Source organism: Aquiflexum sp. TKW24L (assembly GCF_023502205.1).
Lineage (GTDB): Bacteria > Bacteroidota > Bacteroidia > Cytophagales > Cyclobacteriaceae > Cognataquiflexum.
Genome location: NZ_JAMFLG010000003.1, coordinates 115,748 through 137,037, shown reverse-complemented (window position 1 = coordinate 137,037; position 21,290 = coordinate 115,748). Strand labels below are relative to the sequence as shown.

The window sequence follows — 21,290 nt, the reverse complement described above, 5'->3', positions numbered from 1 at the left end:
ACCATCCTATACTTTACTTCCTACCTCTTACTCCCCATCTCGGAATTCCCAACTCGTAAATCGTACTTCGTAAATCTTAATTCTAAACTCATTTCTTAACCACAGGTAACTTGATAAAACTCGGGAATTTACTTGAATGGTGAATCTTATTTGTAGCAATAATTCCATGTGTTTCATCATAATTGTTCCCTCCTGTATTCATATTTCTGTCAAACCTCGGGAAGTTGGAACTTGAAACTTCAATTCGGATGCGGTGTCCTTTTTCAAAGTAATTAGAAGTGGACATAGGAGTAAGATTCACTTCATACACTTTCCCACTTTCCATAAATACTTCATTTTCATACCCTTCCCTGTAACGTACCCTTTGGATTGTTTCATCGAGATTGTATGCTTTTCCATCAGGATAAACGTCGATCAGCTTGATAGTCAAATCGGTATCTTTTACATCAGTGGATAGGTATAATTTAGATTCAATAAATCCGCTTACCTCTATGCCTTCAGCCAAAACTTCAGAAGTATAGACCAAGATATCGTCCCGAAGCTCCATTTCTTGTTGGTCAAAAGACCCTCCCTGCACCGCATTTCCCGTGCAGCAGACATTACCTCCATAGGAAGTCACTGGATTCATAGGATCGTATTTGAAGGTATCAGGATTGTCTTTGCCTGGTTTTTTATTGGTCAAAATTCCATCACCATTTCTAGAATTGGCTTTGCCGCTGCTATTCAGGTAATAAGTCGTCATTTGTGCCTCTTTAGGTGGCCAAGTATCTGAGGTTTGCCATTTATTGGAGCCCATGGTAAAATAGGTCACCTTAGGCATTTCCTTCTTGGCATTGCCTTCGTCTCCTTTGAGCCAAAAGTCAAACCAAGCATACGTCATTTCATTATATGGAAGACGCGCATCACCCATGCTTCTTTCACCCACATTGGTATTTTCAGTTGCCCGGGTAAATGCACAATGAAGGGTAGGAGCAATGACGAGGTATTGGTTATCCCTCACTTTGGGATCTTTTGCATTGGTCCTGATATGGTTGTACATCGCCAGATTTGGACTCGTGGAAACATCATACCAAGAAACAAACCAATAAGCCGGCTTTTCAAATTCCATGTTGTCATGGTATAACCCACCTTCATACCATTTTGGATCATTGGGTTTTCTGGTAATCATTTCCTCATATATTCCATGGGGACCGTTTACATTTTTGATGATATCCTGCACAGGCAGATGGCTGAGCCCTTCTTTCCAATCTACTTTGGGATATCTTGGTGCCATGTCATAGAACTTTTGGAGTCTTAACAAATCCTCCTGAGAAATTCCTTCCGGCAACTTTGGTGCCATGGGATCATGCTGAGTGCCATATAACCATGCTGTAAATAACATCTGACCTGCACCGCCGCGGTACCAATTGCCTTGTTCATAATAATTACCGATTCGGCCCACTCCCGCACCAAATGCCTGTGGCACCAAGGCCACATGCGCAGGATGATTTAAAGAAGCCACCGCCATCTGCCATTCGGCGGTGGATGAACAACCAATGGTTCCGATTTTCTGATTGCTCCAAGGCTGTGCTGCCATCCAGGTAAAAGCATCATATCCATCTGTCAGTGGAAGTCCAAGTATATCCCATTCTCCTTCAGAAAAGAACCTACCACGCTCATTTTGAACCACATAAGCATAACCGCGTTTTACCGCTTCTAAGGCAGTCTGAAGGCTGCGTTCCTGGATTTCGCCATCACGGTATACATTGAAATTGTAAGGAGTTCTCGAAAAAATTATCGGAACGGGCTGTTCTGTCTTGGGCCTGTAAATGTCAGTGGCCAACCTTACGCCATCGCGCATAGGCATCATAACTTTTTGGTCGATGATGGCTATTTCTTCCAGTTGGACCAATATGGATTTTTCTTGTGCAAATAGGTTTGCATGCAGAAAAACATAGAGAATCAAAAAAAGGAAATGTGTCTTTTTCATAATAAATGGGGGTAAGTTTTATATGGATTCAAATTAATCAAAAAGTCTCTTTGCACCTTATATTTTATTCAAATGGAAAAATATATCTGAAAGATTCGGCTGAGGTGCATTTAGTAATGCATGAATAATTTCCGCTTATAGTATCAGTTAGATGAGTAATTATTGTTCTAATTTCAGCATTCGTGTTGGATATCCTTATATGTGAGTTATGTTTGATCAAACGCTTATTTATTCTTTTCACCCCCTAAAACAATTAAACAAATGAAACCCTCAGCACCGAAGAATATTACATGGATAATTGGATTGGTTAGTGGTACCCTAGGTATCATTGGTCACTTTGCTCAAGTTCAGTTTATATCTGAGCATAGCTTTACCCTGATACTTGTTGGTTTTATTGCTTTGGCACTTGGAACCTCCTTAAAAGGGATTTAAAAACTTGAGATTAGGATATCGATTTATAGGCTTAGGTGTAATATCATCTAAGCCTGTATTTTTACATCAAACTCTAATAATCCTGAATTATTGTTTACAAAAAAACCAATTAAACAAACTGCGCCTTTTCAACTAGACAACGTAAAACAAATATTTTAACAACAAATACAACCACAACATCATTTTCAACTTGAAAGTCTGAAAATAGTTACCTAAAAAATTTCCTACTTCCTAAAGTTTTGAAAGATAGGTGTCCTTCCTTTTTTCCTCTTTTCCCGCTTGTTTTTCCTTCTTTTCATATCCTGTTCTTTGCTTTTGACCAAAACCATTCTTGCTGAAATACCAACTTGACTGCGGTAAAATTCTTCACGGCCTGATAGGTTGAAGTTAGGTTTATAATCTACCGAGATCACTGTATTGGCAAGTGTCATTTCTAACCCTCCTACGAGGTCTACGCCGGTAGTGGGATTGCCGTAAGTATGGATAATCTGGTTTGTTTCGGGAACCTTGAGAAAGCTCTCTTCCCATCCAGAGGACAACCCTGCACCCAGATAATAATTGAACCGCTTGGATATGATTGGATTGTGTTTTTGTATGAGCAGGTGAAGAGTTGTATTTCTGTCAAAATCAGATTGAATGATTCCCTCTAACGTCACATGTTTAAATACACGCTGCTGCGCTGTGATGCCAATAGTCCTGCTGTAAGAATTGTTTCCCATTCTCAGACCAACAGCAGTACCATATCGCTGTGCAAAAATATCCTGAACAAATATAGATTGGATGACAACAATCAATACCAAATAGCTGCGAATCATAGAGATAAATTAGGTGAGCTGAATAATCCCCAATTATTGTTCCAAATAATGAATTCTGTATTTACCAATCCTCACCTTGGTTTCCCGTATCAGGATTTTCAGGAAACTTAATAAACGAATTAATAAATTCTTTGTTGTTTTCATCCACCCAAACCTTAGTTTGGGAAATCGACCTATATGCCTTTTCGAGGTTTTCAAAAGTAGCAGAAGGGATATGGACAGGGATTTTGAATATTCTTGGATCGTTTTTTTCAAATGGGGGAATCTTTTTTCCCTGAAAAAAATAGGGAAATAGGGTAGGAGAACAGCCGAATGCAATCAGGTCAACTCTTTTATCCTCAAAATAGGATTGAAGTCTTTCGTTGATGCTTTCAAAAAAATCAAGAGTTTCCTGAAGCCTTACCCTTGAACCTGCCCTTGACTTTCCTTTTGTTTTCAGGTATTTGATTTGACTTTTCCCCTGTTTTTTCCTCACCATGTAGGCGCGGAAAACTTTATGATCCATCAATTGGAAATTCTCATAAAATGCCACAGCAGCAATTCCCGATTTGATGGAGATGATGACATGATTCTGAAAATCCTGATGACGAAGATTTAGATCCTCCGTAGAAAATAAGGTATGGACAGAATGCCTGAATTTTAATTCATATGGTAAAATTGGATTTATACCGCATATAATTTTTTTTTGTAGATCATATGAAATAGAAAACGATGATACCTTACAATATTCAAGGATTTTATTTGTCAATTCATCATTTATTTTTACCCAATACATAAATTTTTTTTCTTTCAGAATTGAAATGGTCTAATATTTGTAACTTACATACAAAAAAATACCGTAGCTTCATTTTGGTCCAATGAATCAAATGTGTCAAAAAGATTTCAATCAATCATAATTTAATATATATAAGACAACTTCTGTTGTTTTTGATAGGCAAATATATTTAGTAATGTTTGGGAAAATTGTAGTCTTTGATTATCTTCCAAAACATAAACATTATTTAAAAGTTTATAATATGACCAACCTGTAATCGTTATATAAAATAAAAAACTTGGAATAATCCATGAAAATTAAAGAAATGATTTTACTGCATGAGGAATTCTTAGCTGACTTCGGTTTTAGCTTAGAAAAAAAGCAGTTGCATTATTCCAAATCAATAAATCAAGGAAAGCAGATTATATTTTTTCACCATACCCACTTCAATGATGCTTCATACTTGGAGTACCATTTAGGTTTAAGGTTTGATTTGGTAGAATCAATCATCCACAAATTTTTGCCAACATTGGGTGATTACAAGGATAGGAGCATCACTTTAGTAGAAACGTTAGACAAAATTGATCCAAGTATGCCAAAAAGATACTTTTTGGAAAATGATATGGAGATCAATCCAACCATTGAGAAAGTAGAAGAATTTCTGGTAAAAGATGGCTTCCCATGGATGGATCATTATTCCAAGGGTATTAGTCTTGAAAGGTTTTTCAACGAAGATCCTGAAAGAAATATAGTCACTCAAAATTTCACCTATAGGTCATCACGAGGTATTGCCTTGGCAAAACTCTATAATCCGACAAAATATAAGGAAGTTAGGGACATTTATTTAGCTAGAATGGATGAAATGCAGGTAACCCCTTTTACTGTTGCCTGTTTCTTAAATCTTTTGGCATATTTGGATAATCTTTGATTTCAAAGATTGAGAGTCTATAATTAAAATGCATTTTTAACAATTCTTTCCTTAAGCCTTTCCCTGATAGCCTCTCCATTTTTTCCTTTATTATGTAAAATGGTTTGCGCATTAAAAATTTCGGTAGTTGTATTTTGAATCAATTTTTTCTTAATAAACTTTGGTAGCAGTTTTGAAAACATAAAATATCCTTTCGTCAACCTTCCGGGAATTATCTCAACTCTCTTTTCTAAACATTTTTGAATACCATATTCTGCTACAAACTCCGGATCCAAAAAAGTCGACTTTGAAAATATATTCAAAAGTTGACTTTTCCTGATATGGCTGATATTAGAACTGATACCGCCGGGGGACATCACGCTAACGTGCACGTTTGTGTTTTCCAATTCTTGCCCAAGACTTTTTGAAAAGTAATAAATATATGATTTGGTAGCACCATATACCTGCTTATAAGGACCTTCAAAATGTGCAGCCATAGAACTTACATTGAGAATGAAAGCACTTTCTTGATCTTGAAGTGTATCCATCAGCTTATGGGTAATTAGCGTCAGGGCCGTAATGTTGAGTTGGATCATACGATTGAATACTATAAAACTCTCATTCGCAAACCGGTAGTTACCCCCAACACCGGCATTGTTTATTAGAAACGAAATGGGGTAATTTTTTGCTTTTACATAGTCTATGAGGTGTATACAATTTTGGACATCTGTCAGATCAAGCTCTAGAAAATCCACAAAGACTTCAAAGTTGGATTTGATAAGACCACACAATTCCGGCAATCCTGTTTCGGGTAAAGAAACTAAAAATAGATCCATCCCCCTTTTTGCAGATTCGATGGCAAAAGATTTTCCCAATCCTTCACTTGCACCGGTAATCAACACAAAATGCTTCATAATTGATGTTTTTTAGATAAAAATTGAATGGTAGAAGTGATAGCCTGATCAAAAGGCGTGATGAAATATCCAAGTTTTGAAATGGCCTTTGAGCAGTCGAAAGCAGCATTTTCATTTAACCTTTTGACAAAATCAGGAGTAATTTTGGGCTCGATACCAAATCGATCTGCTAAAAATTGGGAGAGGAGGGAAAAGTGCATCATCGGCCATAAAGGTATTTTAAGGATTATTCCTTTTTGATTTATACTATTTTTGATTACCTCAAATAGTTCGAAAAGGGTTTTGTTTTCTCCTCCCAATATATATTTTTCACCTATTTCTCCTTTTTCCATAGCCAAAATATGGCCTTCGACGATATCATCTATAAAGGAATAATTGCCTATAATGTGGCTTTGAATCGGAATGATAGCCATTCTCTTTTTTAGAAAACCTATGATAACCCTATTGACTCCCGAGCTTGGAGAGTCAATGCCGGGACCAAAAATCCTCGAAGGCAATACGATCAAACCAGGAAAGCCGTTATCAACGGATTTCATCAATTCCTTCTCTGCCAAAGATTTGCTGATTTCATAATCATTGTTAAAACTACTCCATCTTGGGGTTTCCTCATTGTTTTGAAGGTTCAATGAAGGTCCTATGGTACCGGTGGTGCTTGTCAAAATAAACTTTGAGATCTTCATTTCTTTGGAGACCTTGATCATATTAGAAGTCCCTTCTAGGTTGACCTTATAAAAGTCGTTCCGATCTTTGGTCCAAACCCTTGCAAGTGCAGCCACATGAAAAACAGTGTCACATCCCTGCATTCCTTTTTGGATACTACCTATATCCATGAGGTCGCCATAAAAAATCTTGATGTTGGGGTGGTCCAAGTCAGCAGCGGATTTAGGATTCCTGATCAGTGCATGTACCTTATCTCCGTTTTCCGCAAGTTTCATGGCCAATCTTTGACCCAAATATCCTGAAGCTCCTGTGACAAATGATATCATAATGGTGGTTTTAAAATGAAGTGATAAACCAAATCTACAATCAGTTAGGGATAAACTAAAACGGAAAAGACAAAGAAAAAATGCTAAATCGTGTGGAATATAATTTAATATGAAGTGTTGAGTTTACATTTACGCTTTAATCCCGTATTTTTTATTCTTATTGGAAAGAAAATTAATTTTCAATTATTTAATATTTAGCATTTGCAAATAGTCATAATGAAATTGGCGTGTTATTTATACCCCAATTTGTGAATTTTATTACCAATGTTGAAACTCATAATGCGCCGAAATCAAAAATTAAATATTTATTATAACTGTATTCCCCTGTTTGGTTTTCAAGGTAAAAGTGAACAAAAACCAATCCAAGGATCAAAAAATCTAAATCCTATATGTGATCATTATCGGTTATCGTCTTTTGACACCGCTTACGGCCACAGCTTGTAAAGGCTCTTCAGGCCAAGAATGTTTCGGATACCTTCGCTTTAATTCTTTTTTCACTTCAAAATAGGTATTCATCCAAAAACTTCTCAGATCGGAGGTAACTTGAACTGGTTTGAATCCAGGAGACAATAAATGAAGCACCAAAGGTATTTTACCCGCATTGATTTTAGGTGTGTCTACCCAACCAAATACTTCCTGCAGCCTCACAGCCAATACAGGGGGTTCCCCGGAATCACCGTAATGGATTGTAATCAAGCTTCCACTTGGTACAGCTATCTTTTCCGGAGCAAGTTCTTTGAGTAGATTTTGCTGCTCAAAATCTAAACTGTTGATCAATATTTCTTTGAGATTCAATTTAAAAAGATCATCCTCATTTTTAACCCCAGACAGATATTGCGAAAGCCATTTATCCGAGTTTTCTAAAAGTGCTTCAATGGTAAAATCAGGCCAATTCTGACTTTCATTCCAAACCCTAAGGGAGTTGAGCCGGTTTTGAAGCTGCTTGGTATCCTCATTAAAATCCAGTAGCGCTGAACCGTCTGTTTTGATGGCATCCAAAATGGCTTTTGACTTTTCTTCCTCTGATATAGAAGTTAAAGGCGTTGATTTTAGAATGATGGACCCAAGACAAAGGTTTTTGACAGCCATCAATTCACCATTTCTTTTATCCCATTTGATAATTTTTTTTTCTTTCACCATCGGGAGCAAATCCTTGGGATTCAAAGGTGAAGCCATAAAAATTTTTCCAACCCCATCCCTTGCATCCACATGTGAGACCGCTAGCCACGACTCATGGGCAAGGTCATCCCGGTGTCCCATCATGACTATTTTTCCGTTTGCCAATTGGAACTGGGCATTATTCCCAGGTCTCGAACAGGCAACCCTCTCAGGATATGCATAGGCAATCAACAAGCCTGTTTCAAATGGGTCAACAAATCCGTTTTCCTCATCGATTTGCAACATTTTCCGATATTGACGGGCAACTTTTTCGATTTTATTGATCCCCTTTATATTCAGCCCTTCTTTTCGAGCTCTTCTCAATGCTTCCACTCTCAGGTTGATATCCACACCGGCATCAATATCCAGAGGATCTCTTTCCTCTAATAAGGCAGCGATATCAGTAGCCAAACCTGATTTATTGATCCTTTGAGCCATGATCAACATATGCGCTATCCTTGGATGTGCCGGTATCTCATGGATTTTTCGACCATGGGAGGTGATTTTTCCCGATTCCAATGCATTGATTTCATGCAATAAATCTAAGGCTTGGGAAATATGTCCCGTTGGAGGAGGAGTCAGCCAGGTAAGTTGCTGAAAGTCTTTGATTCCCCACTGAACCATATCGAGAACCAAAAATGCAAGATCTGCTTCCAAAATCTCAGGCGTTCTATAATCCGCCATCAATCCATGGGTGTTTTTGGACCACATCCTATAGCAAACCCCCGGTCCAAGTCTACCTGCTCTTCCTGACCTTTGATCCGCAGAATCCTTAGAAATCCTGATGGTTTCTAACTTTGATAGTCCGGTTCTAGGGTTGAATTTGGAAGTACGTCCAAAACCTGAATCCACCACAATTTCGACGCCCTCTATGGTCAAACTCGTTTCTGCGATGGAGGTGGCCAATACAACTTTTCGTTTTCCATTTTTATTGGGAAAAATAGCTTGGTGTTGTGCTTGTGGACTAAGCATTCCATACAATGGGTGAATCGAAAAACCCGGAAGTTGTCTTCTTAAGATCGCCTCGGTTTTTTTTATTTCTCCCTGACCGGGCAAAAAAACAAGAATATCGCCCTGATGTTTTACAGAAGCCTCAATTACAGTTTTTGAAACTATCTCAGGCAAAATCCCAAAATCAATGTCACCGATATAATATTGAGAAACAGTATAGGATTTCCCCTCACTTGTGATGGCAGGAGCTTGGAGCAAAGCAGTCAGTTGTGGCATATCCAATGTTGCTGACATTACCAGGATCCTAAGGTCAGGTCTCAAGATCTGTTGGACTTCACGGCAAAGTGCCATAGCCACATCTGCATGGATATTTCTTTCATGAAACTCGTCAAAAATCACCATTCCCACATCCTCTAAAGTACTGTCAGAATGTAGCATGCGAGCCAAAATCCCTTCTGTGACCACCTCGATTTTTGTTTTTGAGGAAATCTGATTTTCAAACCTGATTCTAAATCCTATGGTTTCTCCAACATTTTCTCCGATAAGATCTGACATTCTCCAAGCTATTGTCTTGGCAGCAAGTCTACGTGGTTCGAGCATCAGGATTTTTTTACCTTCCAAAAATGGCTCACCCAATAAAGCCAAAGGCAAAAGTGTGCTCTTTCCCGCTCCGGGAGGAGCATTCACAATCAAAGTATTACTAGAACCAAGAAGGGATTTTACTTCGGGAATGATTTCCTTAATTGGAAGATCAATGGAATGGTAGTCGAATTTCAAAATTCAGGTTTTGGTGTAAAGGTAAAAAAAAACCGCTGCTTCCGGGATATTGAAATCCAAAGCAGCGGTGTTGCTATCAAATGGAATTATTTTTTATTCAATTTTTGCTGAGGCTTTGCGATATTCCCATCGGATCTCAAAGCTGTCAGATTTTACTTCATAGACTAATCTTTCTTCTAAAGTGGAAGTTTGTATGGATGGAACTTCAACCCTCAAAGCATCCTTGCTTTGGTCATATTTATAAGCTCCCCATTGCTTGGCTTCCTTATTGAATACGAAAGTCGAGCTGGTTTCACCTGGAATAATGAAGAAACTGTATTTTCCTGCCGGAAGTGTCTGACCTTGTATCTTAATGGCTTTGGAGGTTTCAAAAGTGGTGGCATCATCAGCACCTGCTCTCCAAACTTGTCCAACCGGAACCAATTCTCCCCAAATTTCCCTGCCTTTGACCGCAGGACTACCGTAATTGATTGTGATTTTAGAACCTTTTACAGTTCCTTCAGCGGTTTTTGCCGGACTTGCTTTTTCTTGGGCTATCGCCACAATAGACATCATTGCTAAAGCCATGGAAAAAAAACCAAATTTTTTTAAGCTCATTTTTTTCATTTTTAGATTGGATTAGTTGTATGGGTTTAACTTCCTTACTTTATTTTGGTTGTCAATAATTTGTTAAATCTTGACCCAAGCCTGTTTTCTATGACTTTCGATGATCCTTTCGCAAATCAATAGTTCCCTCAAGCCATCGGCGAAAGTTGGGAAACTTGGCTTCTCGGGCTGCTTTCCTTCTCTGATGGCAGCATAAACCTCCTTAAACAATTGCTTGGAGGTATCAGGAAACCCTTCATTGTGCCCTCCGGGAAAGCTGACCAAAGCGGAAGCCTCTTTGGCGAGTAGGGAAGGGTCTTTCATCAAATGGTGGTTAGCAGTTTCCCTTTTACCGATCCACAGTTCATTGGGTCTTTCTGAACACCATTCAAAATTTGCTTTCGAACCTGAAATTTCAATATTGAGCCTGTTTTTCCTTCCTGCGTTAACCTGGCTTACGGTCACGGAACCTTTGTTTCCATTATCAAACCTCAACAAAACACTGGCATGATCTTCTGTGTTGATCGGTACTTCTGCATAATCTGAAGCATCCAACATTTTGCCTGAATAAGTTTCTAGTGGCTTCAGGGGCTTCAATCTCGTCTTATGGACTGTGGAAAAATCTGCCATTACCTCTGTGACTTTCAATCCAGTGACGTACTCTGTAATATCCAACAAGTGAGATCCAATGTCAGCAATTGCCCTTGAGTCACCTGATTTATCAGGTTCCAATCTCCAATTATAATCTGTTTGCAAAAACAACCAATCCTGAAGGTAAGATCCCATCACACTGTAGACTTCACCCAAATCTCCATTCTCTCTCATTGTTTTCATCTGTCTGACAAGAGGGTAGTAGCGGAGGTTAAAATGGACTGCATTGACAAGTCCTTTTTCCTTAGCCAAAGCCACCAATTCTTCAGCTTCTTCGATATTGGTAGCAAGAGGTTTTTCACATACTACGTGTTTTCCTGCTAGTAATGCTGCTTTGGATTGTGAGAAATGAAGGAAGTTGGGTGTGCAGATATGAACCACATCGATATCAGTTTGCTTGAGCATTTCTTCAAAAGTAAATGCATTGGGAATACCAAGCTGATTTGCCTTTTCTTTGGCCAAATCTATATTAACTTCACACACTGCGGTAACTTCAATAAAGGGTAATCTTCTCAAAGCTTCAAGGTGGGCAGGCCCAATAAAGCCTGTCCCTACGATGGCTGTTTTTATTTTTTTCATCGGTTAATTTGGTTTGAAATCAAAAATAAAGATAGGGTCAAGAATTCAATTTTAAAAAACATAAAAAACAAAAAGGCAATCCCTAGATGTAAATCTCAAACCCAATAAAAGAAAAAAGGCCACCACACGATGTGCAGTGGACCTCTTCACCAATTATGAATAGATAAAAAAATTAGCCAAAGTCAATGTCTTGGAAAATCGGAGAGTCTATTTATAAAAATATCATAATCACAGATGCAAAAGCGGTCAATATTCCTAGAATCCTAAAAGTTTTTGCTAAAAGGCTTCTTAATTCATATGCACGCTGTGCTTCGTTGCTTTCAAAGGTGACACTTCCATCCCTATTGGTATGGTAAAAGGCATAAATGTCAGTTTCAAAATTATTCTTGTGAGCAAAAACCAACAGGGTGATTGATAAAATTATACTGATCAATAAAAGGTTTGATTTGTTAAACTCCCATGGAAATTCGGAGTTATCTCCCAAAAAAGGGAAAATGTTAGCTTGTGTGAATTGAGTTGATTCCTCTCGTACTTTCACCTCATTTTGTAGCGGTTCAAAGATCGGGCTTACTGCTTCTTTGGCCAATAGAGAATTGGACATAATCGAAACGCAAACCAATAAAATAGCCAATGTGCCTTTCAGAAATCTTCTCATTTCAAATGGAGTAAAGGGTGAGATTTGTTGGGTGATTGGGTGACCTAACTGATTGAAAATAAGTAAGAAAAAAATTACTATCAAAATATTATTATCAAAAAAATGTACATTACAAAATATACAGGATGAAATATTATTTTTTCGATGTGAAATTTTTTTTAAAATAAGAATATAGGTGAATTTTTTTTGTGTGAGTATGATTTCTGGCCAAATCATCCTTTAAATTCACTAATTGTTGTGAAAATTCAGCCCCGAGAATTAAAATTGATTTTATCATTGCATGGAGGATCAAATCTTCCATCCAGATTTTTAAATGGAAATTGGATTACTGCCAAAAACGCGAATAATCACATAATTAATTTCGAAAAATAAGGAATTAGCAATTTTTTATATTAAATTAATGCTGTTTTTATAAGAAAAGATGCAAGATCAATTTGATATAATAAAATTTGATGCATTGGATGGATTCCAATGCAATCTGTGGCATTTTAAAAAATCAGGAACTACTAAAGGTCCTGTATTGCTGGTTCACGGAGCAGGAGTGAGGGCAAATATTTTTAATGCCCCTACAGAAAAAAACATAATTCAGGCATTGGCAGAGGATGGCTACGATGTGTGGCTGGAAAACTGGAGGGCAAGTATAGACCTCGAGCCAAATGAATGGAATCTCGATGTTGTCGCAGACAATGACCACCCGGCTGCTGTCAGGAAAATTGTGGAATTGACAGGAAAAAAAGAAATCAAAGCTATCATACATTGTCAGGGAAGTACCAGCTTCATGATATCCTACGTCAAAGGTTTACTTCCCGAAGTGAAAACCATCATCAGCAATGCTGTATCACTTCATCCTGTGGTGCCAAAATTTTCAATTTTCAAAATCAACGTTCTTGTTCCGATAGTCAAAATGATGTTTGACTATCTCAATCCACAATGGGGTCTTCACGCGCCGGATTTCAAAACAAAAATGCTTCGAAATCTTGTCAAATTCACCCATCCTGAAAATGATACCATGGTGGGTAAGTTTGTGAGTTTTACCTACGGTTCGGGTTTTCCCGCGCTTTGGCTACTGGAAAATCTCAATGAGGAAACCAAAAACTGGATACAGCAAGAGTTTGCCAATGTGCCTTTGACATTTTTTCAGCATATCCAAAAATGTATCCGAAAAGGAGTCCTGATACCATATAATAGTAATAATGGACAAAACTATGCCTCTGTTAATTTTAACCCGGAAGCAAGAATTATCCTTTTTGGAGGTATGAAAAACCTATGCTTTCTACCGGATAGCCAACAAAATACCTTCGATTATCTGGAAAAGGTGGATCCTGGTGTCCATCAATTGTACCTATTGGAGAATTATAGCCATTTGGATGTATTCTTTGGCAAAAATTCCCATGTCGATGTATTTCCTTTGATGATTGCGGAATTGAACAAACCCTAATAATTACTGTCATGCCACCTAGCAGAATAAAAAATTATACCGGTAGACATGCTTTGGTTGATGGCATACCCTATGTTATGCCGGTCAGCGCCAAAAATTCACCTGCTTTGATGGCGGGATTTACCTGCGATTGGGAAAAAGCCAATGCCCTACTTCCAGGGAATGAAATTCACGCGCTCAGATTGCCTAATGGAAAAGCAACTTTGCTGATTACTGTGATCAATTATTTGGACACAAGTATTGGCAAATACATCGAATACAGTATTGCGATCGGATGCACCCACGGCCCCAAACCTGCTCCCCGAATTATGAATGCTATGATGCTAAAAACATATGGCACCGGCCAATACATCCTTGACCTTCCGGTGAGCAGCGAAGTTTCTGTTAAAGGAGGGAAAGGCATCTGGGGAATGCCTAAGCATAAAGCAAATTTAGATTTTAAAGTGACCGAAAAGCACGTTACCAGCCAATATGAAAAAGATGGCCAATTTGCCTTTAGAATAGAAATAGATAGACCAAAAAGTGCATCACTAAAGCTGAAAATAGGAGCAACCAATTATTGCAGGTTTCGGAATATGCTTATGGCTTCATATATCTATTTTGATACAAAAGCCGGAGTCAACCTTTTTGGAAAAGCGAGGGGTAAACTTTATATCGGTAACCACCCCAATGTTTCATTCCTGAGGGATATAGAGATCAATCCTGATCCCTATTTCACTTTGTTTATGCCCAAAGCAAATGGCATACTTGATGACCATTTTGATAGTTGGTTTATGACCTATAATGAGCCTCAGAAGGAAATGCCTGAGGGACTTGAAAGTATTTATGATTTGGGGTTGAGTGAAGATTGGCTTCCCGATCCTTCGATTACTGATTACGAAAAATATAGAATCTAGTCCTTTTCAAAAAAAACCACCATACTATGAGCCCTCTAAAACAAACCATCGTTGACCTTAGCAATGCCTATATTTTCTTTTGTGCATCCATTTACTTGGGTATGTTCTGGTCTCTCCACTACTTCTGGTTTCCCAATTACCCTTCGACATTGACATTGGACAATTATTACGATGCCATCATTCCCCAAACCACTCTAGCCACTAAGTTTTTTTTCATCACCATCCCCATCATGGCAGTTTGCCTTGTGATCATGTTGATATCCGAATGGAAGAAAAAATTGATGTGGGTTCCTATCGCTTGGATCCCGGGGCTTTTGGCACCTGTTGTCATCCAACAGGCATTCATTGAGGATATTAATGATCAATTTTCAGCAGGTGTCACTGATGAAGCCACACTTCAAACATTATTGGCTGACTGGATGTATCTCAATGACTTAAGGTGGATAATTCTTACTGTAATGTGGTGCATAACCATGTACTTTTTTATTGCTAAAGCAAAAGGGAAATAAAACCATTTCCACAATACCTATTCAGTTTTACCTCTAAAACCCTGAAAAAGGATGAAGAAAAACCTCACTTTGATTGTAATTGCCATTTCAGTCATCACCATCATTTCGGGATTGACGCAAGTAGTGATGCCTGCTACTGTCCTGAAAGTAATCGGCGCCGACATTACAGATTCTACCCAACATTTATTTGGGATAGTGGGCATGTTTATGGCCTTGTTTGGGGGAATGATGGTCCATACTGTATATGGCACACATACAAGTAAAGTTGTGGTTTTTTGGAGTGCCTTGCAAAAGCTAGGGGCTTTTGTAGCTGTCACTTTAGGTGTAGTCAATGGATTATTTTCATGGATGGCGCTGAGTGTAGCGGCATTTGACCTCTTTTCGGGACTTTTATTTTTGTACTACATGAAAACTCTACCTAAGGAATGAAACAAATCAGCTATTTCTTTTTCTATACTTATATAGGTTTGGTCGTCTTAGCCGGCATTTGGGGGGCATTTATAAATCCCGTTTGGGATTTCGCGATGCTTTTCCAATTCCAAATCAACGATTTAAATGACTTTGAAAGAATTAACATACTAAGTCAATATAGATTCTTGAGAGCTTTGGAATTGGGTTTTGGAATTTTTGCCCTGACATTTTTCAAGGAAATATTTACCCAAAGAAAATTCAATTCAGTATTCTTAACCATCATGGGAATTGGAATATTAGCTAGGGTGGTATCATGGATAGTAGATGGAAATCCTGGGTTATTGACAAAATTTTTCATGTTTTATGAAGCCTTAGGATGGGTTTTAATTTTTGCATATTCTAAATCTTCTCTTTCCAAAAATGGTCGATCCTAACCTAAATAGCATAAAATCAAAAAAATCATTAATCCTTGCCGGAGGAGGAATGAGAGTCGCTTATCAAGCCGGTGTTTTAGTTGCGCTTGAAGAAACCGGAATTCAGTTTGACCATGTTGACGGGACCTCAGGCGGGATATTTAATGCAGGAATGCTCGCAAGCGGATGGAAGCCAAAGGAGATTGCAGAAAAGTGGAGAACCTTGAAACTCTCAGGATTTATGTCCGCAAGTAGTGCAAAAAGCTACCTCAAGCCATTCAAAATGCAGGGATTTGCAGATGCAGACAATATCAGAAAGAAAGTTTTTACCCATTTAGGAATTTCCATTTCAGCGATAAACAAACAGAATAAATTCACTTCTACTTTCAATGTCAGCAACTTTTCAAGCAAAACGGTTGAAGCAATACCATCGACAAATGTCACCGAGGACCACCTTATAGCAGGGGTTTCATTACCCATTTTTATGCCTGCTATCCAGATTGGCGGAACCTGGTACACAGATGCTGTTTGGGTCAAAGATGCCAACTTAATGGAAGCAGTGAGACAAGGTTCGAAAGAACTTTGGTTAGTCTGGGCCATAGGAAACAGCCCTACATATCTTGGCGGAGCATTCAATCAATATGTGCACATGATCGAAATGAGCGCAAATGGAGCGCTTATGGAAGAATACAATCAGATAAAATTGACCAATCAACTCAACAAACTATCCGGAAATCCTTCAGATTTAGATGATATTAAGATTTTTGTTATCAAGTCCGAAATTCCACTACCTCTTGATCCTGATTTTTTCTTTAACAAGATAAATGCAAAAGAACTCATCAACATGGGTTATGCGCAAGCCAAAAAATACCTTTCCAAAATTCCTCCCAATGGGGAAGTAATGGATGGAAGTGCTACTAAAAACAGGGAACCTGAGTACATCTATAGTATGAGGGCTGTTTTTTCAGGAAAAACGAACAATCAATCCTTCCCAAAAATGCTGAAGTATTCTCTTTACTTCCGCTTTGCAGAGTTTTCGGAGAACAATAAACTGGAAGTGTACAGTAGTCTCAAATTGGCGGGAGGCAATCCTGAGATTTCAGGATTTGACCATACCTCAACTACTTCCAAATCCATAAATGGGAATAATTTGGAAATCAAATCAGCAATCCTCATAGACGGAAAAGCCCATACAATTTTTGTTACAACGAAGCTTACACATCCTATTGAAATCCTGATGGGATTGAATTTTAAGCAATTAAACTTTAAAATGTGGGATGAAAATGATAAATTAATATTTCAAACAACTCTATTTCAATCTATTAAAGACCGAGTAATGGCGGTTTATTATAGCAGTCTCCAAACAACTTTTGAAAAAAAAATAGGTCTAAAAAAAAGATTTTCCACTTTAAAAAATTTTATAAACTATGGATTTTAAAATGAAACCGATGGTTGACTGGTATGACCCAAAGCAACTTGCTGCCACAGGAATAAAGACTGTTGTTTCGACTGTTTTCGGAAACTTTGCAGATAGGAGAGAAATGCAAGCTGCATTGGATCCGGGAAAGGGATTCTACGATTATTCAAACAGAACTGATTTATGGATGGATTATATTTCTGATCTGGGAGATGGATTTAACCCAACCTACACTATTGCTAGCCTTCTTGCTCAAGATCATTTGGAATTGGGAGGAGTCCTGACCAAAAGAGGGAACATTTTGGTCATGGGAGGAGATGAGGTATATCCAACACCTGAAATGGAGGAATACAGAAACCGGCTCCAAGGCCCTTATCATGCTGCCTGGCCTAAAAATAACGAAGATCCTGATCCACCAGGACTATTTGTTATTCCCGGTAACCATGATTGGTACGATGGATTGACCAATTTCTTGAAAATTTTCTGCCAAAGCCGTTCTTTGGGAAATTGGAGAACCCAGCAAAGCAGGAGTTATTTTGCGGTGAAGCTTCCTCATAATTATTGGCTGATCGGAATCGACATCCAACTCAATGCTGACATTGATGTTCCTCAACTTAATTACTTTCAGAATCTTGCTGCACAAAAACTTAAAGCTGAAGATAAAATCATTTTGGCCACAGCAGAACCTGCTTGGGTATATGAATCTTTTGATGAATCAAATTCTTCAAATAAACGTCTTAAGTTCTTTATTAATAGAATTTTAAAGGGAGAAACTGAGGATAAAACTGATCCCGAATGTTATTATAAAGGGAAAAACAAAGACATAGAAATCACAACAATTCTGACCGGTGACCTTCATCATTATTCAAGATATGAAGAAAAAGTAGGTCCAAATGAAACCAGACAGTTAATAACCGCAGGTGGGGGTGGAGCTTTTATGCATACAACCCATAGCCTCAAAGAAAAAATCAAACCAAGTGAGGGATTTGATGCAGCTTTCAAAAAAGCATTTCCTTCTAAAAGTGAGTCGCTGAGTCTCAACAATAACAACTTACTGTTTTTTATTCATGGCCCGTGGATGGTTCTGATTTTGGGTTTGGTACATGCATTGTCATTTTATTTCTTGATGATCAGTGGCATTCAGACTGAAAATTTTTATATCACCGATTCCTCGGATTCAGTCCTAGATTTATTGTCAATAGCAATATTAACACCTTCAGTGATTTTATTGAACCTATTGTTTGGAGTCGGAATATTCATATTCACCGACTTTAAATCCGGGAATTTTAAAACAGCCAATAAAATTACAGGTGCAATTCATGGGCTTTCCCATGTGTTGATATTTTATGTCTGCTTGTTCTATTTGCCAGTTTTTAATGCCAACAGTCTTTCAGGGGTTCCATATCATGGTTTGATCTTATTTGTTGAAATGTGGATAGTAGGAGGATTATTAAGTGGATTTGTATTTGGATTCTATCTCTGGTTCAGTTCAAGATTCCTAGATAATCACATCACCGAAGCATCTTCTTCATTTAAAGGGGAGGATTTCAAGAATTTTATTAGAATCCATATTTCTGCTAAAGGAATTACTATTTATCCGGTAGGCATTAGAACAGTAGTGAAGAACTGGAAAAATAATGGAGATGAAAAAAATCCCCGATTTGAAGGGGATGAAATCAAATACGAACTGATCGAAGAACCCATTCCTATCCCTAATAAATCATGAAGAAACTATCCAAACACTTGTCAGACCTGAAAAGCCATTATGATTTTGTCGTAGTTGGTTCGGGATATGGAGGAAGCATTGCCGCATCACGCATGTCCCGATTAGGCAAATCAGTTTGTCTATTCGAAAAAGGAAAGGAATTTTTGCCGGGGCAATTTCCTGCTACACTTGCAGAGGCAGCCAAAGAAATGACCATAAGCATCGGTAAAGAATCTAAAGAGAAAAATGGGCTTTACGACTTTACGGTGGGAGACGGGATAAGTGTCCTGAAAGGTTGTGGACTTGGCGGTACCTCACTCATCAATGCTAATGTCTCAATCAAACCGGATCCCCGAGTGATGAATCAGCCAGAATGGCCCAGTGCTATTAGGGAAGATTTAGCTTCATTCTATGATGGGTTGGATAAAGCTTGGGATATGTTGAAACCCAATCCCTATCCTGAAAACCAAAATGGCTATCCTGTCCTTCACAAAACCCAAGGCATGAGAAAATCGGCTGAACGGATGTCAGAAGAATTCAGGCTTTTGGATATCAATGTTACTTTTGAAAATAAAAATGACAACCATGTGGGCATTTCCCAACCAAAATGTATCAATTGTGGAGATTGTGTCACTGGCTGTAATGTAGGTGCCAAAAACACCACTGCAATGAATTACCTGCCGGATGCATTTAATCATGGGGCAGATATTTTTACCAATATCAATGTCCAACATGTCGAAAAGACAGAGAAGGGTTGGCGGGTCTATTTCAATCCGATGTGTACGGGCAGGGAGGTTTTTGATGCGCCGGACATGTTTGTTGAGGCAGACAATGTCATTCTTGGCGCAGGTTCACTTGGTTCTACTGAGATTTTACTCAGGTCGGCCCAAAAGGGACTTTCAATTTCGGGTTTCATTGGGAAAAGATTTACGGGAAATGGTGATGTACTCGGATTTGGCTATAACAATGATTTAGTCATCAATGGCATAGGACTTGGAAAAAAGGCAACTGATAGAATTGCCGAAGTCGGTCCCTGCATCACTAGTGTGATTGACATGAGAAATAGGACGAAAATGGAAGATGGGATGACCCTTGAGGAAGGAACTGTTCCCGGTCCGATACGGGGGTTGATGGCAGGGATGCTCGTCACTACCTCACGGTTATTTGGAAAAAACACAGACCGAGGCTGGGGAGATTTTTTCAAAGAAAAAATCAGGGAAATAACCAGCATGATCAGAGGTCCCTTTTTCGGTGCGGTCAACCATACCCAGATTTACCTGGTGATGACTCATGACGATGGCAACGGAGAAATGGTGATGGAGAAAGACAACCTGAAAATCAAATGGAAAGGTGTTGGAAAACAAGAGATATTCAAAAAAGTGTCTGGAGAATTATATAGTGCAACCGAAGCACTTGGCGGCACCAAAATTCCAAATCCAACCTGGAACAAACATACGGATTATGACCTCGTAACGGTCCACCCATTAGGTGGCTGCAACATGGGAGATGACGCTGCCAAAGGTGTCGTTGACCATAAAGGGCAGGTTTTTGCAGGCAAATCAGGAACAGAATTACACAAAGGTTTGTATGTGATGGATGGTGCAGTCATCCCAAGGCCTGTAGGCACCAATCCCTTGCTGACTATCAGTGCTTTGGCTGAAAGAAGCTGTAAAATAATTGCCGAAGATCTTGATTACGTATTGGATTATGATTTGAAACCAAACCTAGAAAAAGATGCGTTCCCGAATCTTAAACCCGGAGTACAATTCACTGAATCGATGAAAGGATTCTTTTCCTTGGACGAAACAAAAGATTATAACCAAGGATTTGAAAAAGGAAAGGCTTCGAATTCGCCTTTTGAATTTACTCTGACGATCAAATCAGAAGATGTGGATTCACTTGTAGGAATAGCCACTCATGAAGCAGGGATGTTTGGGACAATGCTAGCTCCGGCTTTGTCCAAATTTCCACTTTCGGCAGTCAACGGAATTTTTAACTTATTCATAAAAGACAGCCAAGAACCCGATAGGAAAACAATGCAATACAATGCGCTTCTTTTAAGTCAGGAAGGTCAAAAATACTATTTCATAGGATTCAAAGATGTTTTTAATAATAAAGGGTTTGATGTTTGGAAAGACACCACGACCTTATTCATCACAATTCATGAAGGAGATTCAGTATCAGGTAAAGTGATTGGGAAGGGGAAACTTATCATCCAACCGGCTGATTTCGCAAAACAATTGACAACCATGAAGGCATTGAATACTAAAGGGAAAGTTCAAGAGTTGAAAGCGATCGGCACCTTTGGAAAGTTCTTCGCAGGTAATGTTTTCGAAACCTATTTCAAAAAGTTGGGAAGATAATCGGG

The 21,290-nt window shown here is 38.5% G+C and carries 19 protein-coding genes; 10 read left to right on the top strand and 9 right to left on the bottom strand.

From position 1 onward, the window contains the following. Window positions 1–88: 88 nt before the first annotated feature. Window positions 89–1,969 carry a CocE/NonD family hydrolase gene (locus M3O96_RS03530; protein ID WP_249718826.1) on the bottom strand — a complete coding sequence of 627 codons (1,881 nt, stop codon included), beginning with the start codon at window positions 1,967–1,969 and terminating at the stop codon, window positions 89–91. A gap of 261 nt (window positions 1,970–2,230) precedes the next feature. Here M3O96_RS03530 and M3O96_RS03525 point away from each other — a divergent pair, with 261 nt between their 5' ends. Then, window positions 2,231–2,401: a hypothetical protein gene (locus tag M3O96_RS03525; RefSeq protein WP_249718823.1), complete on the top strand. Its 171-nt coding sequence runs from the start codon at window positions 2,231–2,233 to the stop codon at window positions 2,399–2,401. A gap of 224 nt (window positions 2,402–2,625) precedes the next feature. On the opposite strand, the gene M3O96_RS03520 is transcribed toward M3O96_RS03525, so the two are convergent. Together M3O96_RS03520 and M3O96_RS22180 are read right to left on the bottom strand one after the other, a co-directional pair. After that, a complete protein-coding gene (locus tag M3O96_RS03520; protein ID WP_249718821.1) occupies window positions 2,626–3,216 on the bottom strand; it encodes a hypothetical protein in 591 nt (196 codons plus the stop codon). A gap of 61 nt (window positions 3,217–3,277) precedes the next feature. Continuing rightward, window positions 3,278–3,721 carry a VLRF1 family release factor gene (locus M3O96_RS22180; protein ID WP_502798897.1) on the bottom strand — a complete coding sequence of 148 codons (444 nt, stop codon included), beginning with the start codon at window positions 3,719–3,721 and terminating at the stop codon, window positions 3,278–3,280. Window positions 3,722–4,280: 559 nt separating this feature from the next. Here M3O96_RS22180 and M3O96_RS03510 point away from each other — a divergent pair. Continuing rightward, window positions 4,281–4,898 (top strand): hypothetical protein, encoded by a 618-nt coding sequence (locus M3O96_RS03510; RefSeq protein WP_249718819.1) that lies wholly within the window; start codon window positions 4,281–4,283, stop codon window positions 4,896–4,898. Window positions 4,899–4,921: 23 nt separating this feature from the next. Here M3O96_RS03510 and M3O96_RS03505 read toward each other — a convergent pair whose 3' ends face one another. The 6 genes from M3O96_RS03505 to M3O96_RS03480 form a co-directional block, all read right to left on the bottom strand. Beyond that, window positions 4,922–5,791, bottom strand: coding sequence for an SDR family NAD(P)-dependent oxidoreductase (locus tag M3O96_RS03505; RefSeq protein WP_249718817.1), 870 nt, complete (start codon window positions 5,789–5,791; stop codon window positions 4,922–4,924). Next, entirely contained in the window at window positions 5,788–6,777 is a 990-nt protein-coding gene (locus M3O96_RS03500) for an NAD-dependent epimerase/dehydratase family protein (RefSeq protein WP_249718816.1), read from the bottom strand. The genes M3O96_RS03505 and M3O96_RS03500 overlap by 4 nt, the downstream gene beginning before the upstream one ends. Window positions 6,778–7,182: 405 nt before the next feature. Further along, window positions 7,183–9,663 carry an ATP-dependent helicase HrpB gene (gene hrpB / locus M3O96_RS03495; RefSeq protein ID WP_249718814.1) on the bottom strand — a complete coding sequence of 827 codons (2,481 nt, stop codon included), beginning with the start codon at window positions 9,661–9,663 and terminating at the stop codon, window positions 7,183–7,185. Window positions 9,664–9,756: 93 nt separating this feature from the next. Further along, on the bottom strand, window positions 9,757–10,260 hold the full coding sequence (locus tag M3O96_RS03490) for a DUF2911 domain-containing protein (protein ID WP_349630829.1): 504 nt from the start codon (window positions 10,258–10,260) through the stop codon (window positions 9,757–9,759). Between the two features lie 72 nt (window positions 10,261–10,332). After that, a complete protein-coding gene (locus M3O96_RS03485; RefSeq protein ID WP_249718810.1) occupies window positions 10,333–11,478 on the bottom strand; it encodes a Gfo/Idh/MocA family protein in 1,146 nt (381 codons plus the stop codon). A gap of 211 nt (window positions 11,479–11,689) precedes the next feature. After that, window positions 11,690–12,133 (bottom strand): hypothetical protein, encoded by a 444-nt coding sequence (locus tag M3O96_RS03480; protein WP_249718808.1) that lies wholly within the window; start codon window positions 12,131–12,133, stop codon window positions 11,690–11,692. 421 nt (window positions 12,134–12,554) lie between these two features. Between M3O96_RS03480 and M3O96_RS03475 the strand changes: the two genes are divergently transcribed. Genes M3O96_RS03475 through M3O96_RS03440 form a run of 8 tightly spaced genes read left to right on the top strand, consistent with a single transcriptional unit; the run spans window position 12,555 to window position 21,285 of the window. Further along, window positions 12,555–13,571 carry an alpha/beta fold hydrolase gene (locus M3O96_RS03475; RefSeq protein WP_249718806.1) on the top strand — a complete coding sequence of 339 codons (1,017 nt, stop codon included), beginning with the start codon at window positions 12,555–12,557 and terminating at the stop codon, window positions 13,569–13,571. A gap of 11 nt (window positions 13,572–13,582) precedes the next feature. Continuing rightward, a complete protein-coding gene (locus tag M3O96_RS03470) occupies window positions 13,583–14,467 on the top strand; it encodes an acetoacetate decarboxylase family protein (RefSeq protein WP_249718804.1) in 885 nt (294 codons plus the stop codon). A 26-nt stretch (window positions 14,468–14,493) separates the two neighbouring features. Next, the gene (locus M3O96_RS03465) at window positions 14,494–14,976 is read left to right on the top strand and encodes a hypothetical protein (RefSeq protein WP_249718802.1); all 483 of its coding nucleotides are present in this window, start codon (window positions 14,494–14,496) and stop codon (window positions 14,974–14,976) included. 51 nt (window positions 14,977–15,027) lie between these two features. Then, the gene (locus tag M3O96_RS03460; protein WP_249718800.1) at window positions 15,028–15,405 is read left to right on the top strand and encodes a patatin; all 378 of its coding nucleotides are present in this window, start codon (window positions 15,028–15,030) and stop codon (window positions 15,403–15,405) included. After that, a complete protein-coding gene (locus M3O96_RS03455; protein WP_249718798.1) occupies window positions 15,402–15,821 on the top strand; it encodes a DUF4345 family protein in 420 nt (139 codons plus the stop codon). The genes M3O96_RS03460 and M3O96_RS03455 overlap by 4 nt, the downstream gene beginning before the upstream one ends. Further along, window positions 15,808–17,238 (top strand): patatin-like phospholipase family protein, encoded by a 1,431-nt coding sequence (locus tag M3O96_RS03450; RefSeq protein ID WP_249718796.1) that lies wholly within the window; start codon window positions 15,808–15,810, stop codon window positions 17,236–17,238. The genes M3O96_RS03455 and M3O96_RS03450 overlap by 14 nt, the downstream gene beginning before the upstream one ends. Further along, complete coding sequence (locus M3O96_RS03445; RefSeq protein WP_249718795.1) at window positions 17,228–18,943, top strand: metallophosphoesterase; 1,716 nt, start codon at window positions 17,228–17,230, stop codon at window positions 18,941–18,943. Before M3O96_RS03450 ends, M3O96_RS03445 begins: the two co-directional genes overlap by 11 nt. Further along, a complete protein-coding gene (locus tag M3O96_RS03440; protein ID WP_249718793.1) occupies window positions 18,940–21,285 on the top strand; it encodes a GMC family oxidoreductase N-terminal domain-containing protein in 2,346 nt (781 codons plus the stop codon). Before M3O96_RS03445 ends, M3O96_RS03440 begins: the two co-directional genes overlap by 4 nt. Window positions 21,286–21,290: the final 5 nt, after the last annotated feature.

What these genes read in the sequence shown, in the direction of transcription:
- M3O96_RS03475 (WP_249718806.1), top strand. Translation starts at nt 12,555, where the DNA reads ATGCAAGATCAATTTGATATAATAAAATTTGATGCATTGGATGGATTC.
- M3O96_RS03470 (WP_249718804.1), top strand. Translation starts at nt 13,583, where the DNA reads ATGCCACCTAGCAGAATAAAAAATTATACCGGTAGACATGCTTTGGTT.
- M3O96_RS03510 (WP_249718819.1), top strand. Translation starts at nt 4,281, where the DNA reads ATGAAAATTAAAGAAATGATTTTACTGCATGAGGAATTCTTAGCTGAC.
- M3O96_RS03460 (WP_249718800.1), top strand. Translation starts at nt 15,028, where the DNA reads ATGAAGAAAAACCTCACTTTGATTGTAATTGCCATTTCAGTCATCACC.
- M3O96_RS03455 (WP_249718798.1), top strand. Translation starts at nt 15,402, where the DNA reads ATGAAACAAATCAGCTATTTCTTTTTCTATACTTATATAGGTTTGGTC.
- M3O96_RS03525 (WP_249718823.1), top strand. Translation starts at nt 2,231, where the DNA reads ATGAAACCCTCAGCACCGAAGAATATTACATGGATAATTGGATTGGTT.
- M3O96_RS03500 (WP_249718816.1), bottom strand. Translation starts at nt 6,777, where the DNA reads ATGATATCATTTGTCACAGGAGCTTCAGGATATTTGGGTCAAAGATTG.
- M3O96_RS03480 (WP_249718808.1), bottom strand. Translation starts at nt 12,133, where the DNA reads ATGAGAAGATTTCTGAAAGGCACATTGGCTATTTTATTGGTTTGCGTT.
- M3O96_RS03505 (WP_249718817.1), bottom strand. Translation starts at nt 5,791, where the DNA reads ATGAAGCATTTTGTGTTGATTACCGGTGCAAGTGAAGGATTGGGAAAA.
- M3O96_RS03520 (WP_249718821.1), bottom strand. Translation starts at nt 3,216, where the DNA reads ATGATTCGCAGCTATTTGGTATTGATTGTTGTCATCCAATCTATATTT.
- M3O96_RS03485 (WP_249718810.1), bottom strand. Translation starts at nt 11,478, where the DNA reads ATGAAAAAAATAAAAACAGCCATCGTAGGGACAGGCTTTATTGGGCCT.
- M3O96_RS03490 (WP_349630829.1), bottom strand. Translation starts at nt 10,260, where the DNA reads ATGAGCTTAAAAAAATTTGGTTTTTTTTCCATGGCTTTAGCAATGATG.
- M3O96_RS03450 (WP_249718796.1), top strand. Translation starts at nt 15,808, where the DNA reads ATGGTCGATCCTAACCTAAATAGCATAAAATCAAAAAAATCATTAATC.
- M3O96_RS03440 (WP_249718793.1), top strand. Translation starts at nt 18,940, where the DNA reads ATGAAGAAACTATCCAAACACTTGTCAGACCTGAAAAGCCATTATGAT.
- M3O96_RS03445 (WP_249718795.1), top strand. Translation starts at nt 17,228, where the DNA reads ATGGATTTTAAAATGAAACCGATGGTTGACTGGTATGACCCAAAGCAA.
- M3O96_RS03465 (WP_249718802.1), top strand. Translation starts at nt 14,494, where the DNA reads ATGAGCCCTCTAAAACAAACCATCGTTGACCTTAGCAATGCCTATATT.
- M3O96_RS22180 (WP_502798897.1), bottom strand. Translation starts at nt 3,721, where the DNA reads ATGGATCATAAAGTTTTCCGCGCCTACATGGTGAGGAAAAAACAGGGG.
- M3O96_RS03530 (WP_249718826.1), bottom strand. Translation starts at nt 1,969, where the DNA reads ATGAAAAAGACACATTTCCTTTTTTTGATTCTCTATGTTTTTCTGCAT.